Raw genomic sequence first — 17620 nt, 5'->3', positions numbered from 1 at the left:
TTCAAACTAAAGCGGAGGCGGCTCGTTCAGGCCCGACAAGCATAAGACGAACCAACCGGAAAGGCGCCTTTTGCCTTTTTGGTTGGTTTGACTTATGACCTCGAGGGACTAGCCGCCGGAGCTGGATGTAACTAAAACTAAAACGAAAAAGAACTGGCCACATGGCCAGTTCTTTTTCATTTCCCCGGTTGAACTTCCTATCTTTTATTAAACCCTTTCTTCTCCACGAATTCCTTCATGTACATCCGCTTCTTACCAGACAGCATCTTTGCCATTTGCGCGGTCCAGCGATCCGATCGTTTCCCTGCGGTCCGGGCATGATAATAAGCTGAAATCGTTTCATCATAACGGTCGAGCCCTTCCTTAATGGACGTCTCATCCACATTGTATGAATCCTCATGATAAACCGATTCCATCGGCAGCCTCGGCTTCACATCCGAATGATTCTCAGGGATACCGACAGCGAGTCCGAATAAAGGGATGACCCGGTCCGGCAGCCCCAGCAGTTCACTTACTGATTCCAGGTCATTTCTGATCCCGCCGATATAGCAGATCCCAAGTCCCATTGATTCAGCCGCGATGGATGCATTCTGGGCAGCCAAGGAAGCGTCAATGAGGGCCACCATGAATTTTTCCGTGCTCTCTAAAGAAGGAATCACGTCTGCTTCTTCCCAATCACCGATTTTCTCATGGCGGTATAAATCAGCACAGAATACGAAGAAATGGCCGTTTTCTTCAACATAACCTTGATTCCCGGCAAGTTCAGCAAGCTTCTTCTTTTTCACGGGATCCTTCACGCCAATGATTGAATACGCCTGTATATAACTCGATGTACTCGCAGCTTGTGCACTGGAGACAATCGTACGGATCTGTTCCTCTGTCAGTGCTTCATTTTTAAATTCACGGATGGATCGATGTTTCAGGATGGTTTCGATGGTTTCATTCATTATGTAGTCTCTCCCTTCTCATTATCCTCTTAGTATAAGCTAAATAAAAAAAGGAATGAAAATCATTTGATTTTCATTCCTGCTTTTTTATAACAGCCCCGGATAATTTCGCTGCCTCAATGCTTCATAGATGAGAATAGCCGCTGTGTTGGAAAGGTTCAAGGAGCGTACGTTTTCATTCATAGGGATGCGGAGTGCCCGGTCCAGATTATTCTGGATGATGTCATCAGGAAGTCCCGATGTTTCCCTGCCGAAAATAAAGAAGTATTCTTTGTCTTCCACACTATAATCAAAGTTCGTGTGAGGGATTTTCCCGTACTTTGTTAAATAGAAAAATTCACCGCCGTCGTTTTTCTCGAAGAACTCTTCGAGGGAATCATAGTAAACAATGTTCACAAACTGCCAGTAATCAAGGCCGGCACGCTTTAACATTTTATCGTCCGTCGAGAATCCGAGTGGTCGGATCAGGTGCAGGGTTGTATCGGTCGCTGCACATGTTCTTGCGATATTCCCTGTGTTAGCAGGTATTTCTGGTTGATATAATACAACATGTACTCCCATGTCAATGTCACCTCATTCATAAAACTCTAAGTGACATTATACCATTTCTCCCCCATAGAACAAGACTAACGGTCATCTACGATCGTAAAAAAACGATATTTCATATTAGGTGTATAGGCAGTGGAATCTTCGTATTTCCAATATCTCATCCGGCTATTGAAGGTATGGGCATTCACGAGGGGCTCTCCCGCGGCATCCTTTCCCGTCACAATGGTCGTATGATCAAAACGTCCGTCCCCTTCAAAGTCGTAGCAGATCACGTCCCCAAGCTTCAATTCTTTCGCATCATCCACAAGCCTGCCGCGAAGACCGATCGTCGAATTAGGGATATACCACCTTAAGGAATTCGCCACCGTCCAGCTGTAACTCCAGTTCTGATTCCGCATCCACCAGCCCTTCCCCTTGGTGGGATATCCACGCATGGGAGCATCCCCTGCATGAAGGCATTGCGAAATATAATTCGTGCAATCATTTTCGAACTTCTTGAATGCCGGGTTATAGCTGTTCCACCACCGCTCTGCATATTGAACGGCACTGAGTCGGTCATACCGGTACGTCACTCTTTCTTCTTCTTCATGAGTGACGCCCTCCTCTTCTTCCACGCTCTCTTCACGTTGAATCTGGATTTCTCCATCTTCATACATTTTATCATTGTAGAAGACCGCCCTTCGATTCTCCACTTCCTCTTCCAAATAGAGCAGGGCCCCCTGCTTGATGAGATATTTATAATGAACATCATATAAAATGGTTTGAGTCTCATTGCTTTCTTGTGTAATGCGGAGGACCTTTCCGGTTGCATCCACCTTCACGATTTCTGCGTGGCGCTCCTCGCAAGATGCTTTTTTTCTTCTCACTTTGTCACTCTCGTAATCTGATTGACTGCGAGAAGTATATTCTTCGATTACATGATGGACTTTTTCCATTAACAGCTTTCGAATCATCGTCTCCCCTCCTCACTAATTGATATGCTCCACTCAAACCGTTCAAAACAAAAAAGGATAAACTCGAGGAGAATTGACGAGTTTATCCTTTGTGCTGTATTAAATTAAGACCTTTTCGTATTTCATCCATGACTTCTTCATCCGTTTCAACCGCTTGCTGCATGAGAAGTGCTTTTTCCGCTGTTTCTCCGCCGATTTTCCCCAGAGCCCATGCGGAGGTTCCCCGCATGACGGGCCTCACATCTTTTTCCATAACATGGATAAGGTCCTCTACGGCCGTCTCATCTTTAAAGTGAGCGAGGGCAATGATGGCGTTTCGCTGTATGGGCTTCTTTCCTCTCCAGGAACCCGATACATGCCCGTACTTCTCTTTGAACTCACGGTTACTGATGGTTAATAGGGGCTTTAAGAGTGGCTTCGCGATTTCCGGATCCGGCTCCATCTCTTCATGAAAATGAAAGTCCATCCCCTTATTTTCAGGACAAACGGTTTGACAGGTGTCACAACCGTACAGGCGATTTCCGAGCTTCACCCGGTACTCATCCGCAAGAAATCCCTTCGTTTGAGTTAAAAACGCAATGCATTTTTGGGAATCCAGCTGTCCGCCTTCCATGAGGGCCCCCGTCGGGCATACGTCCACACATTTATTGCATGTCCCGCACTGGTCCTCCATAGGTGTATCCGGTGCAAATGGAAGATTTGTCACCATTTCCCCCAAATACACATATGATCCGAATTCGGGTGTGATGATGGAACAATTTTTTCCGCTCCAGCCGATCCCTGCACGCTCCGCCACGGCCCGGTCCACAAGTTCCCCCGTATCCACCATGGATTTGAAACGCGCCTGTGGGACTCTGGAGACAATATACTCTTCAAGCTTTGAAAGACGATCCCTGAGCACATGGTGATAATCCGTCCCCCATGATGCCCTGCAGAAAATCCCCCGTCTCTCCCCACGCTTGCTTTGTGGCGCATTTTTCATCTTGGAAGGATAGGCAAGGGCAATCGCGATGATCGATTTCGGTTGATCAAATATCAAGGAAGGATCGACCCGCTTCTCAATATCCTTCTCCTCGAATCCGGATTGATACCCTAGCATCTCCTGACGAAGGAGCCGGTTCTTCATTTCAGAGAACGTATCGGCCGTGGTAAACCCGATCTTATCTATTCCAATCTCTTTACTGTACGCAATGATATCCTGTTTTAATTGATTTATATCCATTGCCCCTGCCTCCTTTCTGCATTTATTTAAATAAGCATTCGTGAAATAGCAATGTGTATTATGATAAACTATTTTAAAACAAATGTGGAGGGAAAATAAGTGGAAATCACAATAGATTCATCCATTACGAGTAAAATCCCCGATTTCAAAGTCGGATTCATTCAATACCATCATATCGAAGTCGGCTCTTCTCCTCAAATGCTGAAGGGCAGACTTCAACTGTTTCAGGAATCGATATTCTTTGACCTTCATGATAAGAGTGTCACTGAACTGGAAGGGATTGCCGCCTGGAGGGAAATCTTCAAGAGGACTGGAAAAGATCCCAACCGGTACCGTCATTCAGCCGAGGCCCTTTTCCGCCGTGTCAAAAAACAAAATTATCTGACGACCATCAACTCTGCCATCGATCTCAATAACTTCTTCTCCCTTCAATACGAAGTGCCGATCGGCATATACGACTGTTCGGGGCTCAAGGGAAATCACATCGAGTTAAAAGTAGGGGAAACGGGACAAACCTACACAGGGCTCAACGGCCGGGAAAACTCCCTGGAAAACCTCATCGTCGCCTGTGACGGGGACGGACCTTTCGGAAGTCCATTCGTCGACTCTGATCGTGCACCGATCGGGGAACAGACGAAAAATGCCGTACAGATCATATTTTTGAAGCCATCCCTTTCTAAAGAAGAAAGCGGGAAACTGACGAAATCATTGATGGATATGTTCATCGGGATTCATGGAGGGGAAGGTTCGTTTGAAGTGGTTGGTGGATAATGGATTCTCCAACTCAATTTTGACAGTGGCCGGGTTCAATCCGAATCCGGCCGAAATTCACCATAATCCGGCCATTTTTATCGTGAAACCAGCCGAAATCACGATGGATCCGGCCATTATTTGTGAAAATCCAGCCGTTTCAGCAAATAATCCAGCCAATTTACAATAAATGTTAACACGAGGCACCTCCACACTTACTCTCAAAAAAAAAGAGAGCCCTATGGACCCTCTCCCTTCAAAAAAACCTACACCCACCACATATCCGACGGCTGTTCCTCAATCAAGATCGACTTCAGGTTCTTCACCGCACGGCCGAACCCTTCTTCAATCGACATGATCGGATCTTCATGCTCGATGCTTACGACATAATCATACCCGAATGTGCGAAGGGCACTCATCATATCCGACCACTCCTGCAAGCTGTGCCCGCATCCAACCGAACGGAAGGACCACGCCCTTGTCTGGATGCTGCCGTATGGCTGCATATCTGTCAGACCGTACATGTTGACGTTGTCCTGGTCGATATATGTATCCTTCGCATGGAAATGGTGGATCGCATTTTCCTTTCCAAGGATCTTGATCGCTGCAACCGGATCAATCCCCTGCCACCAAAGATGACTTGGATCCAGATTGGCTCCGATTGCATCGCATGTTTCTTCACGAAGCTTCAATAACGTGTACGGAGTATGTACAAGGAACCCTCCGTGGAGCTCGAGACCGATTTTTACATTATGATCCTCTGCTAGCTTCCCTATCTCTTTCCAATACGGAATCAACTTTTCTTCCCACTGCCATTTCAGGATATCTCCGTACTCGTTCGGCCAAGGTGATACCGGCCAGTTCGGATGCTTGGCTCCTTCATGGTCCCCAGCGGTTCCGGAGAAGCAGTTGACCACCGGTACATTCATCAATCCGGCTAGCTTGATCGTTTTCTGCAGGGCAGCATGGGATTCTTCAGCAAAGACAGCATCAGGGGAAATCGGATTTCCGTGACAGCTGAACGCACTGATCTGAAGTCCCCGTGACGTTACCTTCTCTAAGTACTCGTTTCTCTTTTCTTCACTTTCTAAAAGGGCGTCCAGCTCACAGTGGGCATTTCCGGGATATCCTCCCGTACCGATTTCCACTGCGTGAAGACCGGCTTCTTTTACATAATCCAGCATTTCATCAAGGTTTTTTTGTGAAAATAATACGGTAAATACGCCTAGTTTCATTTATACTTCCTCCTATTTCAATGGGATGCTTTGTCCGGTTTCACTGCTTTTATAGATGGCATCTATGATTTGGGACACCTGCATGGCTTCCTCCGGTTTCACAACCAATTCCTCTAAACCAAGACAGCTGTTGATAAAGTTCTGTGCTTGGGGAAGACTCGGATCGTCTTCACCGGGAAGCCAATCCGCATCACTATTCAGAAGCATGCCGTGCTTCATCTGATTCATCTGGAATGGGAATAAATCGACTCCCCCCGTTTCCCCTGAGATGCTCATGCTTTCTTCATCACTCTTCACGTTTGCGGACCATGACGTTTCAAAAAGCATGGATGCCCCGTTATCGAATCTGATATAAGCGGTCACGTGATCATCGACTTCAAAGGTCTCTTTATCGAAATCCCCCCATTGATTCACTTGATCAGGCATTCTACTAAGTTTGTTATAGGTCGTTCCCGTCACTTCGACAGGTGTAGGATTTCCGAGAAGCCACAGGGATAAATCGAGGAAGTGACATCCGTAGTCGATCAGGCTGCCTCCGCCTTGAAGCTCCTTATTGGTAAACACTCCCCACCCCGGTACTTTGCGGCGACGGATCGCCCTTGCCCTGGCGACCATCGGTTCTCCGATTTCATCTTCCATGATCACCCGCTTCGCCGCACGAGAGTCCTTCATGAAACGATAATGATAGGCGATCGCCAGAACCTTCCCTGATTCTTCAGCGGCACCGATCATTCTTTCACATTCCTCAGGAGTCATGGCCATCGGTTTCTCACAAAACACGTGCAGACCCGCTTCGAGGGCGGCAATCGTGATTTCCGCATGAAATTTATTTGGAGTACAGACCGTTACGGCATCCACATGCGCGAACATGTCCCGATAATCACTGAACACGTGCGAGATGTTAAAGGTTTCTGCGACAGTTTGAGCCGTGCCGGGATTGATATCACTGATCGCTTCAATCGATACTGAATCTGATAGTTTAATAAAAGTAGGGATGTGACGCGTCTGGGCGATCCCCCCGACGCCGATCACTCCCATCCGAAGTTTGTTCATCGCTCGCATTCCCCTTTATAGCTTTACAATTCGTTTTGTTTCACTTGATTCAAGAGCTGCCAACACAACCTCAAGTGATTTCTTTCCTTCTTCACCCGGTACGGGAGGCTCTGCATCATGAAGGATGCAGTGTACAAATTGATCGATCACGCGGGAATTCGACTGTCCTCCCTCGTCATTCGTTTGGATGCCGCCAAGCTCATACTTCACTACTTCCCCGCTCGAGTATTGCACGACAAGGGAGTTTACCGGATCATCTTCTAAACGGAGAATCGCTTTCTCTCCATATATAATGGTGGAGTTGTCTTCTTTGGACACATAAGACCAGCTTGCTGCAAGGGTACCGATTGTACCGCTTTCTGTTTTCAATACGCATACTGCCGTATCATCCACATCGGCATTTTCCTTTGCGCTTGTTTCCACAAAGGCGCCGACTTCAGCAAATTCTTCCCCTAAGATGTAACGGAGAAGATCTGTTTTATGAACACCAAGGTCACCCATGGCACCGATGAACGCTTCATCCTTTTTGAAGAACCAGCTATCCTTGCCATCAGCACTCCAGCCTTCAGGACCGCCGTGGCCGAATGCCGAACGGAAGCTGTAGATTTTGCCCACTTCCCCGTTTTCAATCAGCTGCTTCGCTTTTTGATGAGAAGGGACAAAACGCTGGTTGTGAGCGATCATCAGCTTTTTACCGCTTTTAACAGAGGCATCGATCATACTTTCTGCTTCTTCGCTTGAAGTCGCCATCGGCTTTTCACATAGTACATGCTTTCCTGCGTTCAAGGCATCGATGGAAATCGGTGCATGCAGGTAGTTCGGTGTACATACGCTCACTGCTTCCACATCAGCATTTGCCAGCAGTTCTTTATAATTGGTATAGGCTTTAGCTCCTACTGCATCGGCGAGTTTCCATGCCCGCTCCTCGACGATGTCACATACGGCGACTACTTCAACGTTTTTATTATTTGCGTATTCCGGAAGGTGACGGTGCTGAGCAATGCTTCCACATCCGATGACCCCGATTCTTAATGTTTTCATGATTTTTCCTCCTCTATTTTCAGTTTGATCCTTTGATATCTTCGAGCGGCTTTGCATTCCCATATACAGGTCTTGCATGATCCACCGGTGCAGCCCATTTCACGGCATTGACGATGACCTTTTGGACATTTTCATTGTAATAAGTCGGATAGGTTTCATGTCCCGGACGGAAGTAAAATACTTTTCCGTTCCCACGCTGATATGTACACCCGCTTCTGAACACTTCCCCACCTTCGAACCAGCTCACCATCACAAGCTGATCCGGTGCCGGGATGTCAAAATGCTCTCCATACATTTCTTCTTTTTCAAGCTCAAAATATTCCCCTAAACCGGCTGTGATCGGATGGCTCGGGTCCACAATCCAGATACGTTCCTTTTCATCCGCTTCCCGCCACTTCAAATCACAGGATGTTCCCATCAAGGTTTTGAAAATCTTAGAGAAGTGACCTGAATGAAGGACGATCAAGCCCATTCCGTCGAGGACCCGCTGTTTCACCCGTTCGACCACCTCATCCTTCACTTCTTCATGGGCGATATGGCCCCACCAGACCAATACATCCGTATCTTCAAGCACTGCTTCCGTCAATCCGTGATCACCTTCATCCAATGTAGCGGTTTTTACATTGTAGGACGCTTCTCCGAGGAAAGAAGCGATGGCACCATGAATTCCTTCAGGATACACTTCTCTCACTTTCGGATTCTTTTGTTCATGACGATTTTCATTCCATACGGTTACGTTTACCATTGTAAAACCTCCAAGTTTATATTTGTGCATGCCGGTATTCATTTGGTGTAACACCCGTGTGCTTCTTGAACACCTTACTGAAATATTTTTCATTCCCGTATCCTACTCCGTAGGCCACTTCGTAAATTTTTAAATACGGGTTTTCCAGGAGCTTTTTCGCCTTTTCCATTCTGATACCGGTGATATAATCCGTGATGGTCGCTCCATAATCCTGCTTAAACTTACGGGAAATGTATTCCCTGCTTAAGAAAAACCTGTCGGCGATGTCCTGAAGGTTGATATCCTCCTGATAATGCTGCTGCAGATATTCTTCAATATGCTGCATATTGTTTTTTTCCTTCTGATATTTAACGTTTGTCAGTGTCTGAATAAGTTCGATAAATTCTTTTGTCTTCTCTTCTTTAAACTTCCGGAACGAAAACGATCCGTCTTCATTCCAATAATCCGTTCCCCGGTAGAAAGGTTCCTGACGCTTGATCTCATATTCCTTCAACCAATTATTACGCAACAGTTCAAACTGATCTTCCCAGGCCTTAAGCTGCTCGATGGAGATGGTATGTCTGTTTTCTAACTGAGAGAAGATCGCTTCCAGCTGGTGCTGGACCTGCTCCCTGCTTCCAGAACGGATGGCCCATTTCAATTCATTGGAGTAATCCAATAAATGAAGGAGGTGCCCGCTCTTCACATCCCGGTGTGTGACCAGTTTCTTCTGATCCAGGAGGGCATGCCTTGAAAATACTTCAAGGGCGGATTCATAGGCTTCATTCACCTTTTTTGACTTCTTCCCGAGAGCGAGGACCGTAAACACCTTGCTATATTGATAGATTATTGAGTAGATTTCCTCCAGCAGATAGGTCACACGCTTATCATTCCAGAAGAGAATGACAAGCTCCTCTTCTTTGTGGCTGTTCCGGAAGCATACCCCATCATTTTGCTTTCGAAGAAGCTCATTGCAAATATTAATGAGGGTGAAAAAGGCGAGGTCCCTGTCTCCCTGAAAGGATTTCATGACAATCGGCTTGATCGGCAGGAGCGCAACCGTTTTCTCAAGCTTCGGCAGTGAAACATCGAACTCCCTCTCAACCTTATCCACGATTTCAGCCGTAATGCTCTCCTTCGCGCAAAGACTGGAAAATAATCGATCCCAGTATAGAGGCTTGGCCTCATTGAGTACTCTGTTTTCCTCGACTTGGGTCCTTCTTGACCGGGCCTGCTCATTCCATTCCAATACCGCTTTATCCAGCGTGTCATTCAGTACATCCGGTTCAATCGGCTTCAGGATGTAATCGAAGCTCTTATAATGGATTGCGTTTCTCATATACTCAAAGTCATCATATCCGCTCACAACGATGGTCTTGCTTGTCAAATCAGAGGCATGAAGCCATTTTAACAGGGTGATGCCGTCCCTCTTCGGCATCCGCATATCCGTGAAGATGATCTCGGGCCTGTGCTCTGTGATCAATTCGATGGCTTCGTCCCCATCTTCCGCCTCTAGGATGGTATGGATACCGTGCTTTTCCCATTCTGCCAACAAAAGTAACCCTTCACGCACATGCTTTTCGTCGTCAATGATGATTGCTTTCATTTGCCTCACCTTCCATTCTGAGTGGCAGCCTCATGGTGACCATAAAGCCTCCATCTTCATGATTCTCAAGTAGCAGAGCCGCCTGATGGTCATAGTAAAGTTTTAGCCTTACATACACGTTCTTCAGCCCTATATTGGTTTCATCACCGGTTTTATTCCATGCATCTGCTTTGAAATGCTCTTCTATTTCCCTGAGCCTGTCTTCTGTCACCCCTGCTCCATTATCCCGGACGACCATCACCAGTTCTTTCCCATCCTGAAAGCAGGTCAGATCAATCCTCCCCACTCCATCACGGATGTCGAACCCGTGCTTGAAGTAGTTTTCTATGAGGGGCTGCAGGATCATTTTGGGAACGGGAACACCCTTTACCCCATCATCCACCTCGACACTATACTCCAGGTTTTCCCCAAACCGCTCCTTTTGTAAAAGGAGATAAGCGTTCGTATAGTTGATTTCCTTGCTTAAAGGAACCACATCCTCCTCCATATTCATCCCGTATCTCATGATTTTAGATAAATGGGTGATCAGGGAGTATATTTGCGGAACCCTGTTCTTAAGCGCAATTGTCCCGATGGACTGCAAGGCATTGTAGAGAAAATGGGGATTGATCTGCGACTGCAGGACCTTTAATTGATTCGTTTTGTTTTCAAGTTCTAGCTTATACTCCCTGTTGATCAAATGATTGATCCGCTCGATCATCTGCTGAAATCTATTCCCAAGGATCCCGATTTCATCAAAACCGAATGATTCCGCCTGTACTTTCATATTCCCTTTTTCCACCTCCTGGATATTTGAAAGTAGTATCCGGATTGGAGATGTAATTTTGAAGGAAACAAACAGAGTCGCAAGCACAACGAGGGTCAAGCCAAGAACCCCGAACAGGATGTTGATCTTCGCCACGCTAAAGGCACTTTCATAGAGGTTCGCATACGATACCCTCTTCACCAGGAACCATCCGCCTGCGGAAGCCGGGAGCTGATCGTACATCATCACCCCGTTGAACGTATCTTCCTTCCACTCAAGAGTCCCTGAGACATCCTTCGATTCCATGATCTTTCTGATCCACTTCTGATTGTTTCCATCATCAGATACGTCGCGATCCGAGCTGTAGATCATTTCCCCTTCTGATGACAGGAGGTAGAATTCCTCAGAATCAGGGTTATAGAGGTTCCTGCTTAAATCAATGATTTTATCCGGAGAGATGTCCAGGGAAATATACGCCAGCACCTCGTCGCCGGGAACATTCCGGAACGCCCTGTGAATCGTGATGATTTCCTTCGACCGGTTAATATTCTCCTCTTCCTGACTATAGGTTGGTTCAATGTACATATTGTACGGGCTTCGTTCTGCATTTCTGAAGTATTCCCACTGTGAATCTTTTATTCTATTGGAGAACACAACGGTCGAACGCTTCGTTGCCGAAATAACACGGTCACCATCGGCGAAGGATATTCGCACCCCGTTGATCGTATCTCCAGTGTAGAGAATCGTTTGCACAATATTCTTCACGATGCCGATCGTCAGGTAGTTATTCTCCTTACCCGGTGACCTCATGAAATTGATGAAATCTGGATTATTATAGAGGGACAGCGATAACCCGTTAAGCTCATTGATATAGCTCTCCAAGTTCACCTTCCCCTGATAAAGGAGATTACTGCTTTCCTTCACCACCTGCTCCTCAATCGAATCCTTCGTATACAAATATGTAATGATGATCGAACTGCCAAACGGCACAATCGTTGTAATCATCAACAGCGCAATCAACTTATTCCGAATGCTTGTCTTTAACATGAGGGACGGACCTCCCAGGTCTCACTTATACACTAGTATAAAGTGTTATTCCCCGCTCTTGGAAGTATTTTTTCGAAATATTCCTACTAAACTTATAAAATAGAAAGCATGCCTTCAATAGACATGCTTTCTACTATTCTGTTTACTTCAAGTTATCCCACGTTTGTTGGAATCGCTCAAGTACAGTATCATAATCAATTTTTCCGGCTGCATATTCCTGGATGGTCGCAGCGAATTCTTTGTTCGCTCCATCCGGCCATTTGAACCAAGTCCAAGGAATCGTCTTCTCATCCTTAGAGTAGTCAAGGATGGATTGACCCAGGTCACCAAGACCATTCGGCTCGATATTATCAAATGCAGGAATGAACGCAAATTCTTCTGTGATATAACGCTTACCTGTTTCAGATGAAACCATCCACTCCAAGAATGTTTTCGCTTCTTCAAGGTGTTTAGAGTTCTTATTCAATACCCAGTTATTCGGTACACCGACAGGAAGGCGATCTGCATTCTCGTCGTTACTGATCGGAATCGGAAGGAAGCCCATGTTGATATCAGGGTTGATCTCCGTGATCATGTTCTCCGTCCAGTTCCCCTGTTGAAGCATCGCCGTTTCACCAGAAGCAAACAACGTGACCTGCGTATTATAATCCGTTGTTAAAGGATTATCGTTGGCATATTTAAGCTCAGTATCCAGTACTTCTTTAAACTGTTTGAACTTCTCGTTCCCTACAATCTTCTCAGAACCGTCATAAAGTCCCGCGATGAACGCATCCGGATCTTCCTGTTGTGCAAAAGGAATGTTCAGTAAATGCTGACCGATTACCCACCATTCGCCGTAACCAGCTGAGAATGGAGTGATTTTCTTCGCCTCGAGCTTCTTCGCAGCGTCTTTCAACTCATCAATCGTTTTAGGAGGCTCAGTGATACCTGCTTTTTCGAATAAATCTTTGTTGTAAACAAAACCATACCCTTCTAAGTTAACTGGCATACCATAAAGCTTGCCGTCCTCATCCGTCATCGGAACTTTCCCGATCGGAAGGACATGCTCAACCCAAGGTTCACCAGAAAGATCCGCAAGCTTCTCTTTCCAAAGCTCTAACTCTTTGAATCCACCATTGTTGAAAATATCCGGCTCTTCACCTGATGCAAATTTCGCTTTAAGGGCAGCACCGTAATCGGCACCTCCACCAACGGTTTCAAGCTTGATTTTAATGTTCGGATGCTCCGCTTCGAATTCTTTGATCATTTCTTGAAGCTGATCGGCAATTTCAACCTTGAACTGGAAGAAATTCAATGTTACGACATCATCACCTGAACCTGAATCCCCGCCTGAACTGCTTGTTTTGTCTTTAGAAGAACAACCTGCAATGATTCCAAATACTAAAACCAAAGACATACATAGTAATAAAATACGCTTCATAAATGGAATGACCTCCCTGATATAAAATATTTTATATAAATTTCTGTATCAATGATAGACCATCTCGACAGAAACTTTATATCTACTTGATCGAACCTGACGCAATTCCTTTGATAATATGCTTCTGCAAAAACAGGAAGAAGATGATGATCGGTGTGATCCCAAGTACCAAAGCTGCAAGTCCCATATCCCACTGCTTCGTATACTGTGCAAAGAAGGAGCTTGCAGCAAGCGGGATCGTACGCAGTTCCGCATCCTGTAACACAAGGAGTGGAAGCAGGTAATCATTCCAGATCCACAATGTGTTCAAAATAATCACAGTAACCGTTATCGGCTTCAGTAATGGGAAGACGATTCTCCAAAACACGCCAAACTGACTGCAGCCGTCTATCATCGCTGATTCCTCGATTTCAATCGGGACGGTTTTCACAAATCCGTGATATAAGAACAGGGAAAGTGGCACTCCGAACCCAAAGTACATGAGAATGAGACCGGGAATGCTATTTGTCAGTCCCAGTGTACCCCCGACCTTCATCAAGGGAATCATCACCGTCTGGAACGGGATCACCATGGCTGAAACAAAGATCACGAATAAGATCTTGCTGAACTTCCCTGGCGTACGGACCATTTTCCACGCCGCCATTGAGCTGATGATCACTAGGCCAATATTACTGAAAACGGTGATGATCAATGAGTTCCAGAAAGCCCGGGGGAAATTAATGACTTCCCACACTTTTGCGTAGTTCGAAAACATAAATTCCTCCGGCCATGCTGCCGCATCAATCAAAATCGCAGCAAATGGTTTCACCGAGTTGACCAGTACGAAGTAGAAAGGGATAAGGAAAATGAGCCCGATCACAATCCCGATGATCTCTAATACAAATGTTCTTTTCGTATAGCGATTGCCCATTACGCCTCAACCTCCTTCTTCTTCGTCACCATTACCTGGACCGTCGTAAACACGGCCACTACCACAAAGAACAGAATCGACTTCGCCGTCCCAAGTCCATAACGGTTATTCTGGAAAGCTTCCTGATAGATATTGATCGCTACAGATTGCGTGGAGTTAAATGGCCCACCGCCTGTCAGCGAGATGTTAAGATCAAATATTTTAAATGCCATCGAAATCGTCAGGAAGAAACAAATCGTGAATGCAGGTAATATTAAAGGAATAATGATTTTTGTGAGGAGGGTCCAATTTGATGCCCCATCCATTTTCGCTGCTTCAAGAAGTGAATTGTCCACCCCTTGCAATGCCGCTACATAAATGACCATCATATACCCCGATATCTGCCAGGCAAATACGATGACAATCCCCCAGAAAGCCGTCTTCTCATCACCAAGCCACGGCATCTTAAAGAATCCGATATCCGTCATATTCCCAAGTGATGCAAATCCTTTAACAAAGATGAACTGCCAGATGAACCCTAGTAACAATCCCCCGATGACGTTGGGGATAAAGAATACCGTCCTCAGGATATTGCGCGTCTTCAACGCGGCATTCAACAACAGGGCAAATCCGAATCCTATCAAGTTACTGATGATCACTGCCGCAAACATAAACTTCGTAGTGAACATGAATGAATTAAAAAACGTCTTATCATCCGTGAAGATCTTTTTGTAGTTATCGAATCCAACCCACTCGACAACCGAGCTGACACCATTCCATGAGGTGAAGGAATAATACACACCCATCAAGAATGGAAGAATCTGAATCACTAAGAAAAATAAAAGTGCCGGTCCAACAAAGGCAGCGTACGTCAGCAAGCTCTTATACTTGAACTTCTTCTTTGTCACTGCCTTCATTTGTACATCTGGGCTTACTGGTCCAGTCTGAATCTTTGGTTCCACCCGTATCACCACCCTATCTGTGTAATCGCTTTCTTTTATTATAATGGTAGCGCTTTCTTAATAAGGGGAACTCAATTGACGAAGAAGGTGCACTATTTTGACTAGATGGGTTTTGTTTTGGTGGGTGATGGGTAAAAGAAAAGGTTGTGAGTTTTGTGTGAAAAGTTAGTTTTGCAAATCATTAAGTGGTGTTGAAATAATGCTGAGATTTGAACAAATAAAAAAGACTTCCTCATAAAGAGAAAGTCTGTCGTATGTAAGTTGGAGCGGGTGAAGGGAATCGAACCCTCATCATCAGCTTGGAAGGCTGAGGTTTTACCACTAAACTACACCCGCGATGTGGTACCGGTGGCCGGGATCGAACCGGCACTCCAGAGGAACACGATTTTGAGTCGTGCGCGTCTGCCAATTCCGCCACACCGGCATTACATTTGGAGGCGGCAACCGGATTTGAACCGGTGATCAGGGTTTTGCAGACCCATGCCTTACCACTTGGCTATGCCGCCTTAATATTGGAGCGGAAGACGGGATTCGAACCCGCGACCCCCACCTTGGCAAGGTGGTGTTCTACCACTGAACTACTTCCGCACTACTGGGCTAGCTGGATTCGAACCAACGCATGTCGCAGTCAAAGTGCGATGCCTTACCGCTTGGCTATAGCCCACTGATAGTATATGTCACGGAAATAAAAATGTGACTTTTATGGGGCGACTGATGGGAATCGAACCCACGAATGCCTGAACCACAATCAGGTGCGTTAACCACTTCGCCACAATCGCCATGTTAAAATTGGCAGGGGTAGTAGGAATCGAACCCACACCAAAGGTTTTGGAGACCTTCGTTCTACCGTTAAACTATACCCCTATATGGATGCTTATTCTGCTTTAGCAAAAAAGCTTGGTGGAGGGGGGCAGATTCGAACTGCCGAACCCGAAGGAGCGGATTTACAGTCCGCCGCGTTTAGCCACTTCGCTACCCCTCCAGCTAAATCACTTGACTGGTGCCGGCAAGAGGACTTGAACCCCCAACCTACTGATTACAAGTCAGTTGCTCTACCAGTTGAGCTACACCGGCATCAAGTAAATAAATGGTGGCTCAGGACGGAATCGAACCGCCGACACATGGATTTTCAGTCCATTGCTCTACCAACTGAGCTACTGAGCCAAATAGTTTCCGGCTTCCGCTAAGCTTCGAATCTCTTCGTCAGCTCACTCAGTCACATCCTCACGTATGTTAAATACGCTGCGGTGTTCCTTCGATTGCTTCCTCGACCTTCTCGCTTTTCGAAACCCTTTTCCTTTTCAAGAAACAATACTCTAAGTAAAAATGGCGGTCCGGACGGGACTCGAACCCGCGACCTCCTGCGTGACAGGCAGGCATTCTAACCAACTGAACTACCGGACCAAAGTTTTTTCGCGCTAGCGAAAATAACTATCCTTGCGTCACTCATAAAAGATCAAAGTTAATCTTTTACTAATAACAAGCAAAAATGGTATTGCGGGGACAGGATTTGAACCTGCGACCTTCGGGTTATGAGCCCGACGAGCTACCGAACTGCTCCACCCCGCGACGATAAGATATGTTAAGTTACACATAATAATGAAGAAAGATTATCTTACTCCGCTTACGCTTCGTAAAAATCATGGTGGAGGATGACGGGATCGAACCGCCGACCCTCTGCTTGTAAGGCAGATGCTCTCCCAGCTGAGCTAATCCTCCACTATGTAAATGAATTCTTTTTGAAAGAAAATGGTGACCCATACGGGATTCGAACCCGTGTTACCGCCGTGAAAGGGCGGTGTCTTAACCGCTTGACCAATGGGCCTTATTGAAAATATAATGGCGGAGAGCAAGGGATTTGAACCCTTGAGACAGCGTTAACCGTCTACACGATTTCCAATCGTGCTCCTTCGGCCACTCGGACAGCTCTCCATATATTGGCTCCGCAGGCAAGATTCGAACTTGCGACCGATCGGTTAACAGCCGATAGCTCTACCACTGAGCTACTGCGGAACGATATGCCTGGCGACGTCCTACTCTCACAGGGGGAGATCCCCCAACTACCATCGGCGCTGAAGAGCTTAACTTCCGTGTTCGGCATGGGAACGGGTGTGACCTCTTCGCCATTGTCACCAGACTATGTATTGTCTCTTTTTTAAGGACAAGTACTATTATATCGTGTAGATAATTTTTTTCAAGGATTTTTTTATATTTTCATATAAATTTTATTCCTTCAAAACTAGATAAAGGATTGATGTCAAGAAAGCCGAATATCGACCAATTGTTGTTCATTAAAATAATGACTCTTTGTGGTTAAGTCCTCGATCGATTAGTATCAGTCAACTCCACATGTCGCCATGCTTCCATCTCTGACCTATCTACCTAGTCATCTTCTAGGGATCTTACTCACTTACGTGATGGGAAATCTCATCTCGAGGGGGGCTTCATGCTTAGATGCTTTCAGCACTTATCCCTTC

The 17620-nt window shown here is 45.9% G+C and carries 15 protein-coding genes, 16 tRNA genes and 2 rRNA genes (1 of these 33 cut by a window edge); 2 read left to right on the top strand and 31 right to left on the bottom strand.

Annotation, left to right across the window (positions count from 1 at the left end; genetic code table 11):
* Positions 1-197 precede the first annotated feature (197 nt).
* The 4 genes from nfsA to queG form a co-directional block, all read right to left on the bottom strand.
* The gene (gene nfsA, locus M1J35_RS09380; protein WP_224520613.1) at positions 198-947 is read right to left on the bottom strand and encodes an oxygen-insensitive NADPH nitroreductase; all 750 of its coding nucleotides are present in this window, start codon (positions 945-947) and stop codon (positions 198-200) included.
* Between the two features lie 87 nt (positions 948-1034).
* Positions 1035-1508: a tRNA (uridine(34)/cytosine(34)/5-carboxymethylaminomethyluridine(34)-2'-O)-methyltransferase TrmL gene (gene trmL / locus M1J35_RS09375; RefSeq protein ID WP_079534738.1), complete on the bottom strand. Its 474-nt coding sequence runs from the start codon at positions 1506-1508 to the stop codon at positions 1035-1037.
* 65 nt (positions 1509-1573) lie between these two features.
* Complete coding sequence (locus tag M1J35_RS09370) at positions 1574-2446, bottom strand: amidase domain-containing protein (protein ID WP_371928750.1); 873 nt, start codon at positions 2444-2446, stop codon at positions 1574-1576.
* An 85-nt stretch (positions 2447-2531) separates the two neighbouring features.
* The gene (gene queG, locus M1J35_RS09365; protein ID WP_254653491.1) at positions 2532-3671 is read right to left on the bottom strand and encodes a tRNA epoxyqueuosine(34) reductase QueG; all 1140 of its coding nucleotides are present in this window, start codon (positions 3669-3671) and stop codon (positions 2532-2534) included.
* A gap of 99 nt (positions 3672-3770) precedes the next feature.
* Here queG and M1J35_RS09360 point away from each other — a divergent pair, with 99 nt between their 5' ends.
* A complete protein-coding gene (locus tag M1J35_RS09360; protein ID WP_254653490.1) occupies positions 3771-4442 on the top strand; it encodes a B3/B4 domain-containing protein in 672 nt (223 codons plus the stop codon).
* Complete coding sequence (locus M1J35_RS09355; RefSeq protein WP_224520618.1) at positions 4423-4611, top strand: sugar phosphate isomerase family; 189 nt, start codon at positions 4423-4425, stop codon at positions 4609-4611. The genes M1J35_RS09360 and M1J35_RS09355 overlap by 20 nt, the downstream gene beginning before the upstream one ends.
* 76 nt (positions 4612-4687) lie before the next feature.
* On the opposite strand, the gene M1J35_RS09350 is transcribed toward M1J35_RS09355, so the two are convergent.
* The 27 genes from M1J35_RS09350 to M1J35_RS09220 form a co-directional block, all read right to left on the bottom strand.
* Positions 4688-5656, bottom strand: a complete 969-nt coding sequence (locus M1J35_RS09350) for a sugar phosphate isomerase/epimerase family protein (protein WP_224520619.1) — start codon at positions 5654-5656, stop codon at positions 4688-4690.
* A gap of 12 nt (positions 5657-5668) precedes the next feature.
* Positions 5669-6709 (bottom strand): Gfo/Idh/MocA family protein, encoded by a 1041-nt coding sequence (locus tag M1J35_RS09345; protein ID WP_254653489.1) that lies wholly within the window; start codon positions 6707-6709, stop codon positions 5669-5671.
* A 15-nt stretch (positions 6710-6724) separates the two neighbouring features.
* On the bottom strand, positions 6725-7750 hold the full coding sequence (locus tag M1J35_RS09340; protein ID WP_224520621.1) for a Gfo/Idh/MocA family protein: 1026 nt from the start codon (positions 7748-7750) through the stop codon (positions 6725-6727).
* Between the two features lie 19 nt (positions 7751-7769).
* Positions 7770-8495 carry a ThuA domain-containing protein gene (locus M1J35_RS09335; RefSeq protein WP_254653488.1) on the bottom strand — a complete coding sequence of 242 codons (726 nt, stop codon included), beginning with the start codon at positions 8493-8495 and terminating at the stop codon, positions 7770-7772.
* A gap of 16 nt (positions 8496-8511) precedes the next feature.
* On the bottom strand, positions 8512-10080 hold the full coding sequence (locus M1J35_RS09330; protein WP_254653487.1) for a response regulator transcription factor: 1569 nt from the start codon (positions 10078-10080) through the stop codon (positions 8512-8514).
* Positions 10061-11872: a cache domain-containing sensor histidine kinase gene (locus tag M1J35_RS09325; RefSeq protein WP_229595587.1), complete on the bottom strand. Its 1812-nt coding sequence runs from the start codon at positions 11870-11872 to the stop codon at positions 10061-10063. The genes M1J35_RS09330 and M1J35_RS09325 overlap by 20 nt, the downstream gene beginning before the upstream one ends.
* Before the next feature lie 142 nt (positions 11873-12014).
* Positions 12015-13292: an ABC transporter substrate-binding protein gene (locus M1J35_RS09320; protein ID WP_224520625.1), complete on the bottom strand. Its 1278-nt coding sequence runs from the start codon at positions 13290-13292 to the stop codon at positions 12015-12017.
* An 82-nt stretch (positions 13293-13374) separates the two neighbouring features.
* Entirely contained in the window at positions 13375-14202 is an 828-nt protein-coding gene (locus M1J35_RS09315; RefSeq protein WP_224520626.1) for a carbohydrate ABC transporter permease, read from the bottom strand.
* Complete coding sequence (locus M1J35_RS09310; protein WP_257474862.1) at positions 14202-15098, bottom strand: carbohydrate ABC transporter permease; 897 nt, start codon at positions 15096-15098, stop codon at positions 14202-14204. The genes M1J35_RS09315 and M1J35_RS09310 overlap by 1 nt, the downstream gene beginning before the upstream one ends.
* A gap of 307 nt (positions 15099-15405) precedes the next feature.
* A tRNA-Gly gene (locus tag M1J35_RS09305) sits at positions 15406-15479 on the bottom strand.
* A 4-nt stretch (positions 15480-15483) separates the two neighbouring features.
* A tRNA-Leu gene (locus tag M1J35_RS09300) sits at positions 15484-15567 on the bottom strand.
* Between the two features lie 8 nt (positions 15568-15575).
* Positions 15576-15649: transfer RNA gene (locus tag M1J35_RS09295), tRNA-Cys, on the bottom strand.
* A gap of 7 nt (positions 15650-15656) precedes the next feature.
* A tRNA-Gly gene (locus M1J35_RS09290) sits at positions 15657-15731 on the bottom strand.
* 4 nt (positions 15732-15735) lie between these two features.
* A tRNA-Gln gene (locus tag M1J35_RS09285) sits at positions 15736-15807 on the bottom strand.
* Between the two features lie 39 nt (positions 15808-15846).
* Positions 15847-15922 (bottom strand) — tRNA-His (locus M1J35_RS09280).
* An 11-nt stretch (positions 15923-15933) separates the two neighbouring features.
* A tRNA-Trp gene (locus M1J35_RS09275) sits at positions 15934-16007 on the bottom strand.
* 34 nt (positions 16008-16041) lie between these two features.
* Positions 16042-16125: transfer RNA gene (locus tag M1J35_RS09270), tRNA-Tyr, on the bottom strand.
* Positions 16126-16141: 16 nt separating this feature from the next.
* Positions 16142-16217 (bottom strand) — tRNA-Thr (locus M1J35_RS09265).
* 14 nt (positions 16218-16231) lie between these two features.
* Positions 16232-16307, bottom strand: a tRNA-Phe gene (locus M1J35_RS09260).
* 163 nt (positions 16308-16470) lie between these two features.
* Positions 16471-16547: transfer RNA gene (locus M1J35_RS09255), tRNA-Asp, on the bottom strand.
* A gap of 91 nt (positions 16548-16638) precedes the next feature.
* Positions 16639-16712, bottom strand: a tRNA-Met gene (locus M1J35_RS09250).
* A gap of 74 nt (positions 16713-16786) precedes the next feature.
* A tRNA-Val gene (locus M1J35_RS09245) sits at positions 16787-16862 on the bottom strand.
* 31 nt (positions 16863-16893) lie between these two features.
* Positions 16894-16968, bottom strand: a tRNA-Glu gene (locus tag M1J35_RS09240).
* 15 nt (positions 16969-16983) lie between these two features.
* Positions 16984-17075: transfer RNA gene (locus M1J35_RS09235), tRNA-Ser, on the bottom strand.
* Between the two features lie 6 nt (positions 17076-17081).
* Positions 17082-17156, bottom strand: a tRNA-Asn gene (locus tag M1J35_RS09230).
* A 7-nt stretch (positions 17157-17163) separates the two neighbouring features.
* A 5S ribosomal RNA gene (gene rrf, locus M1J35_RS09225) occupies positions 17164-17280 on the bottom strand.
* 172 nt (positions 17281-17452) lie between these two features.
* Positions 17453-17620: ribosomal RNA gene (locus M1J35_RS09220) — 23S ribosomal RNA — on the bottom strand (it continues 2769 nt past the right edge of the window).

The sequence above is a fragment of the Rossellomorea sp. KS-H15a genome, from assembly GCF_024195245.1.
Lineage (GTDB): Bacteria > Bacillota > Bacilli > Bacillales > Bacillaceae_B > Rossellomorea > Rossellomorea vietnamensis.
This window is presented reverse-complemented; position numbering and strand designations above follow the sequence as displayed.

What these genes read in the sequence shown, in the direction of transcription:
- nfsA (WP_224520613.1), bottom strand. Translation starts at nt 947, where the DNA reads ATGAATGAAACCATCGAAACCATCCTGAAACATCGATCCATCCGTGAA.
- trmL (WP_079534738.1), bottom strand. Translation starts at nt 1,508, where the DNA reads ATGGGAGTACATGTTGTATTATATCAACCAGAAATACCTGCTAACACA.
- queG (WP_254653491.1), bottom strand. Translation starts at nt 3,671, where the DNA reads ATGGATATAAATCAATTAAAACAGGATATCATTGCGTACAGTAAAGAG.
- M1J35_RS09350 (WP_224520619.1), bottom strand. Translation starts at nt 5,656, where the DNA reads ATGAAACTAGGCGTATTTACCGTATTATTTTCACAAAAAAACCTTGAT.
- M1J35_RS09345 (WP_254653489.1), bottom strand. Translation starts at nt 6,709, where the DNA reads ATGAACAAACTTCGGATGGGAGTGATCGGCGTCGGGGGGATCGCCCAG.
- M1J35_RS09340 (WP_224520621.1), bottom strand. Translation starts at nt 7,750, where the DNA reads ATGAAAACATTAAGAATCGGGGTCATCGGATGTGGAAGCATTGCTCAG.
- M1J35_RS09335 (WP_254653488.1), bottom strand. Translation starts at nt 8,495, where the DNA reads ATGGTAAACGTAACCGTATGGAATGAAAATCGTCATGAACAAAAGAAT.
- M1J35_RS09330 (WP_254653487.1), bottom strand. Translation starts at nt 10,080, where the DNA reads ATGAAAGCAATCATCATTGACGACGAAAAGCATGTGCGTGAAGGGTTA.
- M1J35_RS09325 (WP_229595587.1), bottom strand. Translation starts at nt 11,872, where the DNA reads ATGTTAAAGACAAGCATTCGGAATAAGTTGATTGCGCTGTTGATGATT.
- M1J35_RS09320 (WP_224520625.1), bottom strand. Translation starts at nt 13,292, where the DNA reads ATGAAGCGTATTTTATTACTATGTATGTCTTTGGTTTTAGTATTTGGA.
- M1J35_RS09315 (WP_224520626.1), bottom strand. Translation starts at nt 14,202, where the DNA reads ATGGGCAATCGCTATACGAAAAGAACATTTGTATTAGAGATCATCGGG.
- M1J35_RS09310 (WP_257474862.1), bottom strand. Translation starts at nt 15,098, where the DNA reads ATGAAGGCAGTGACAAAGAAGAAGTTCAAGTATAAGAGCTTGCTGACG.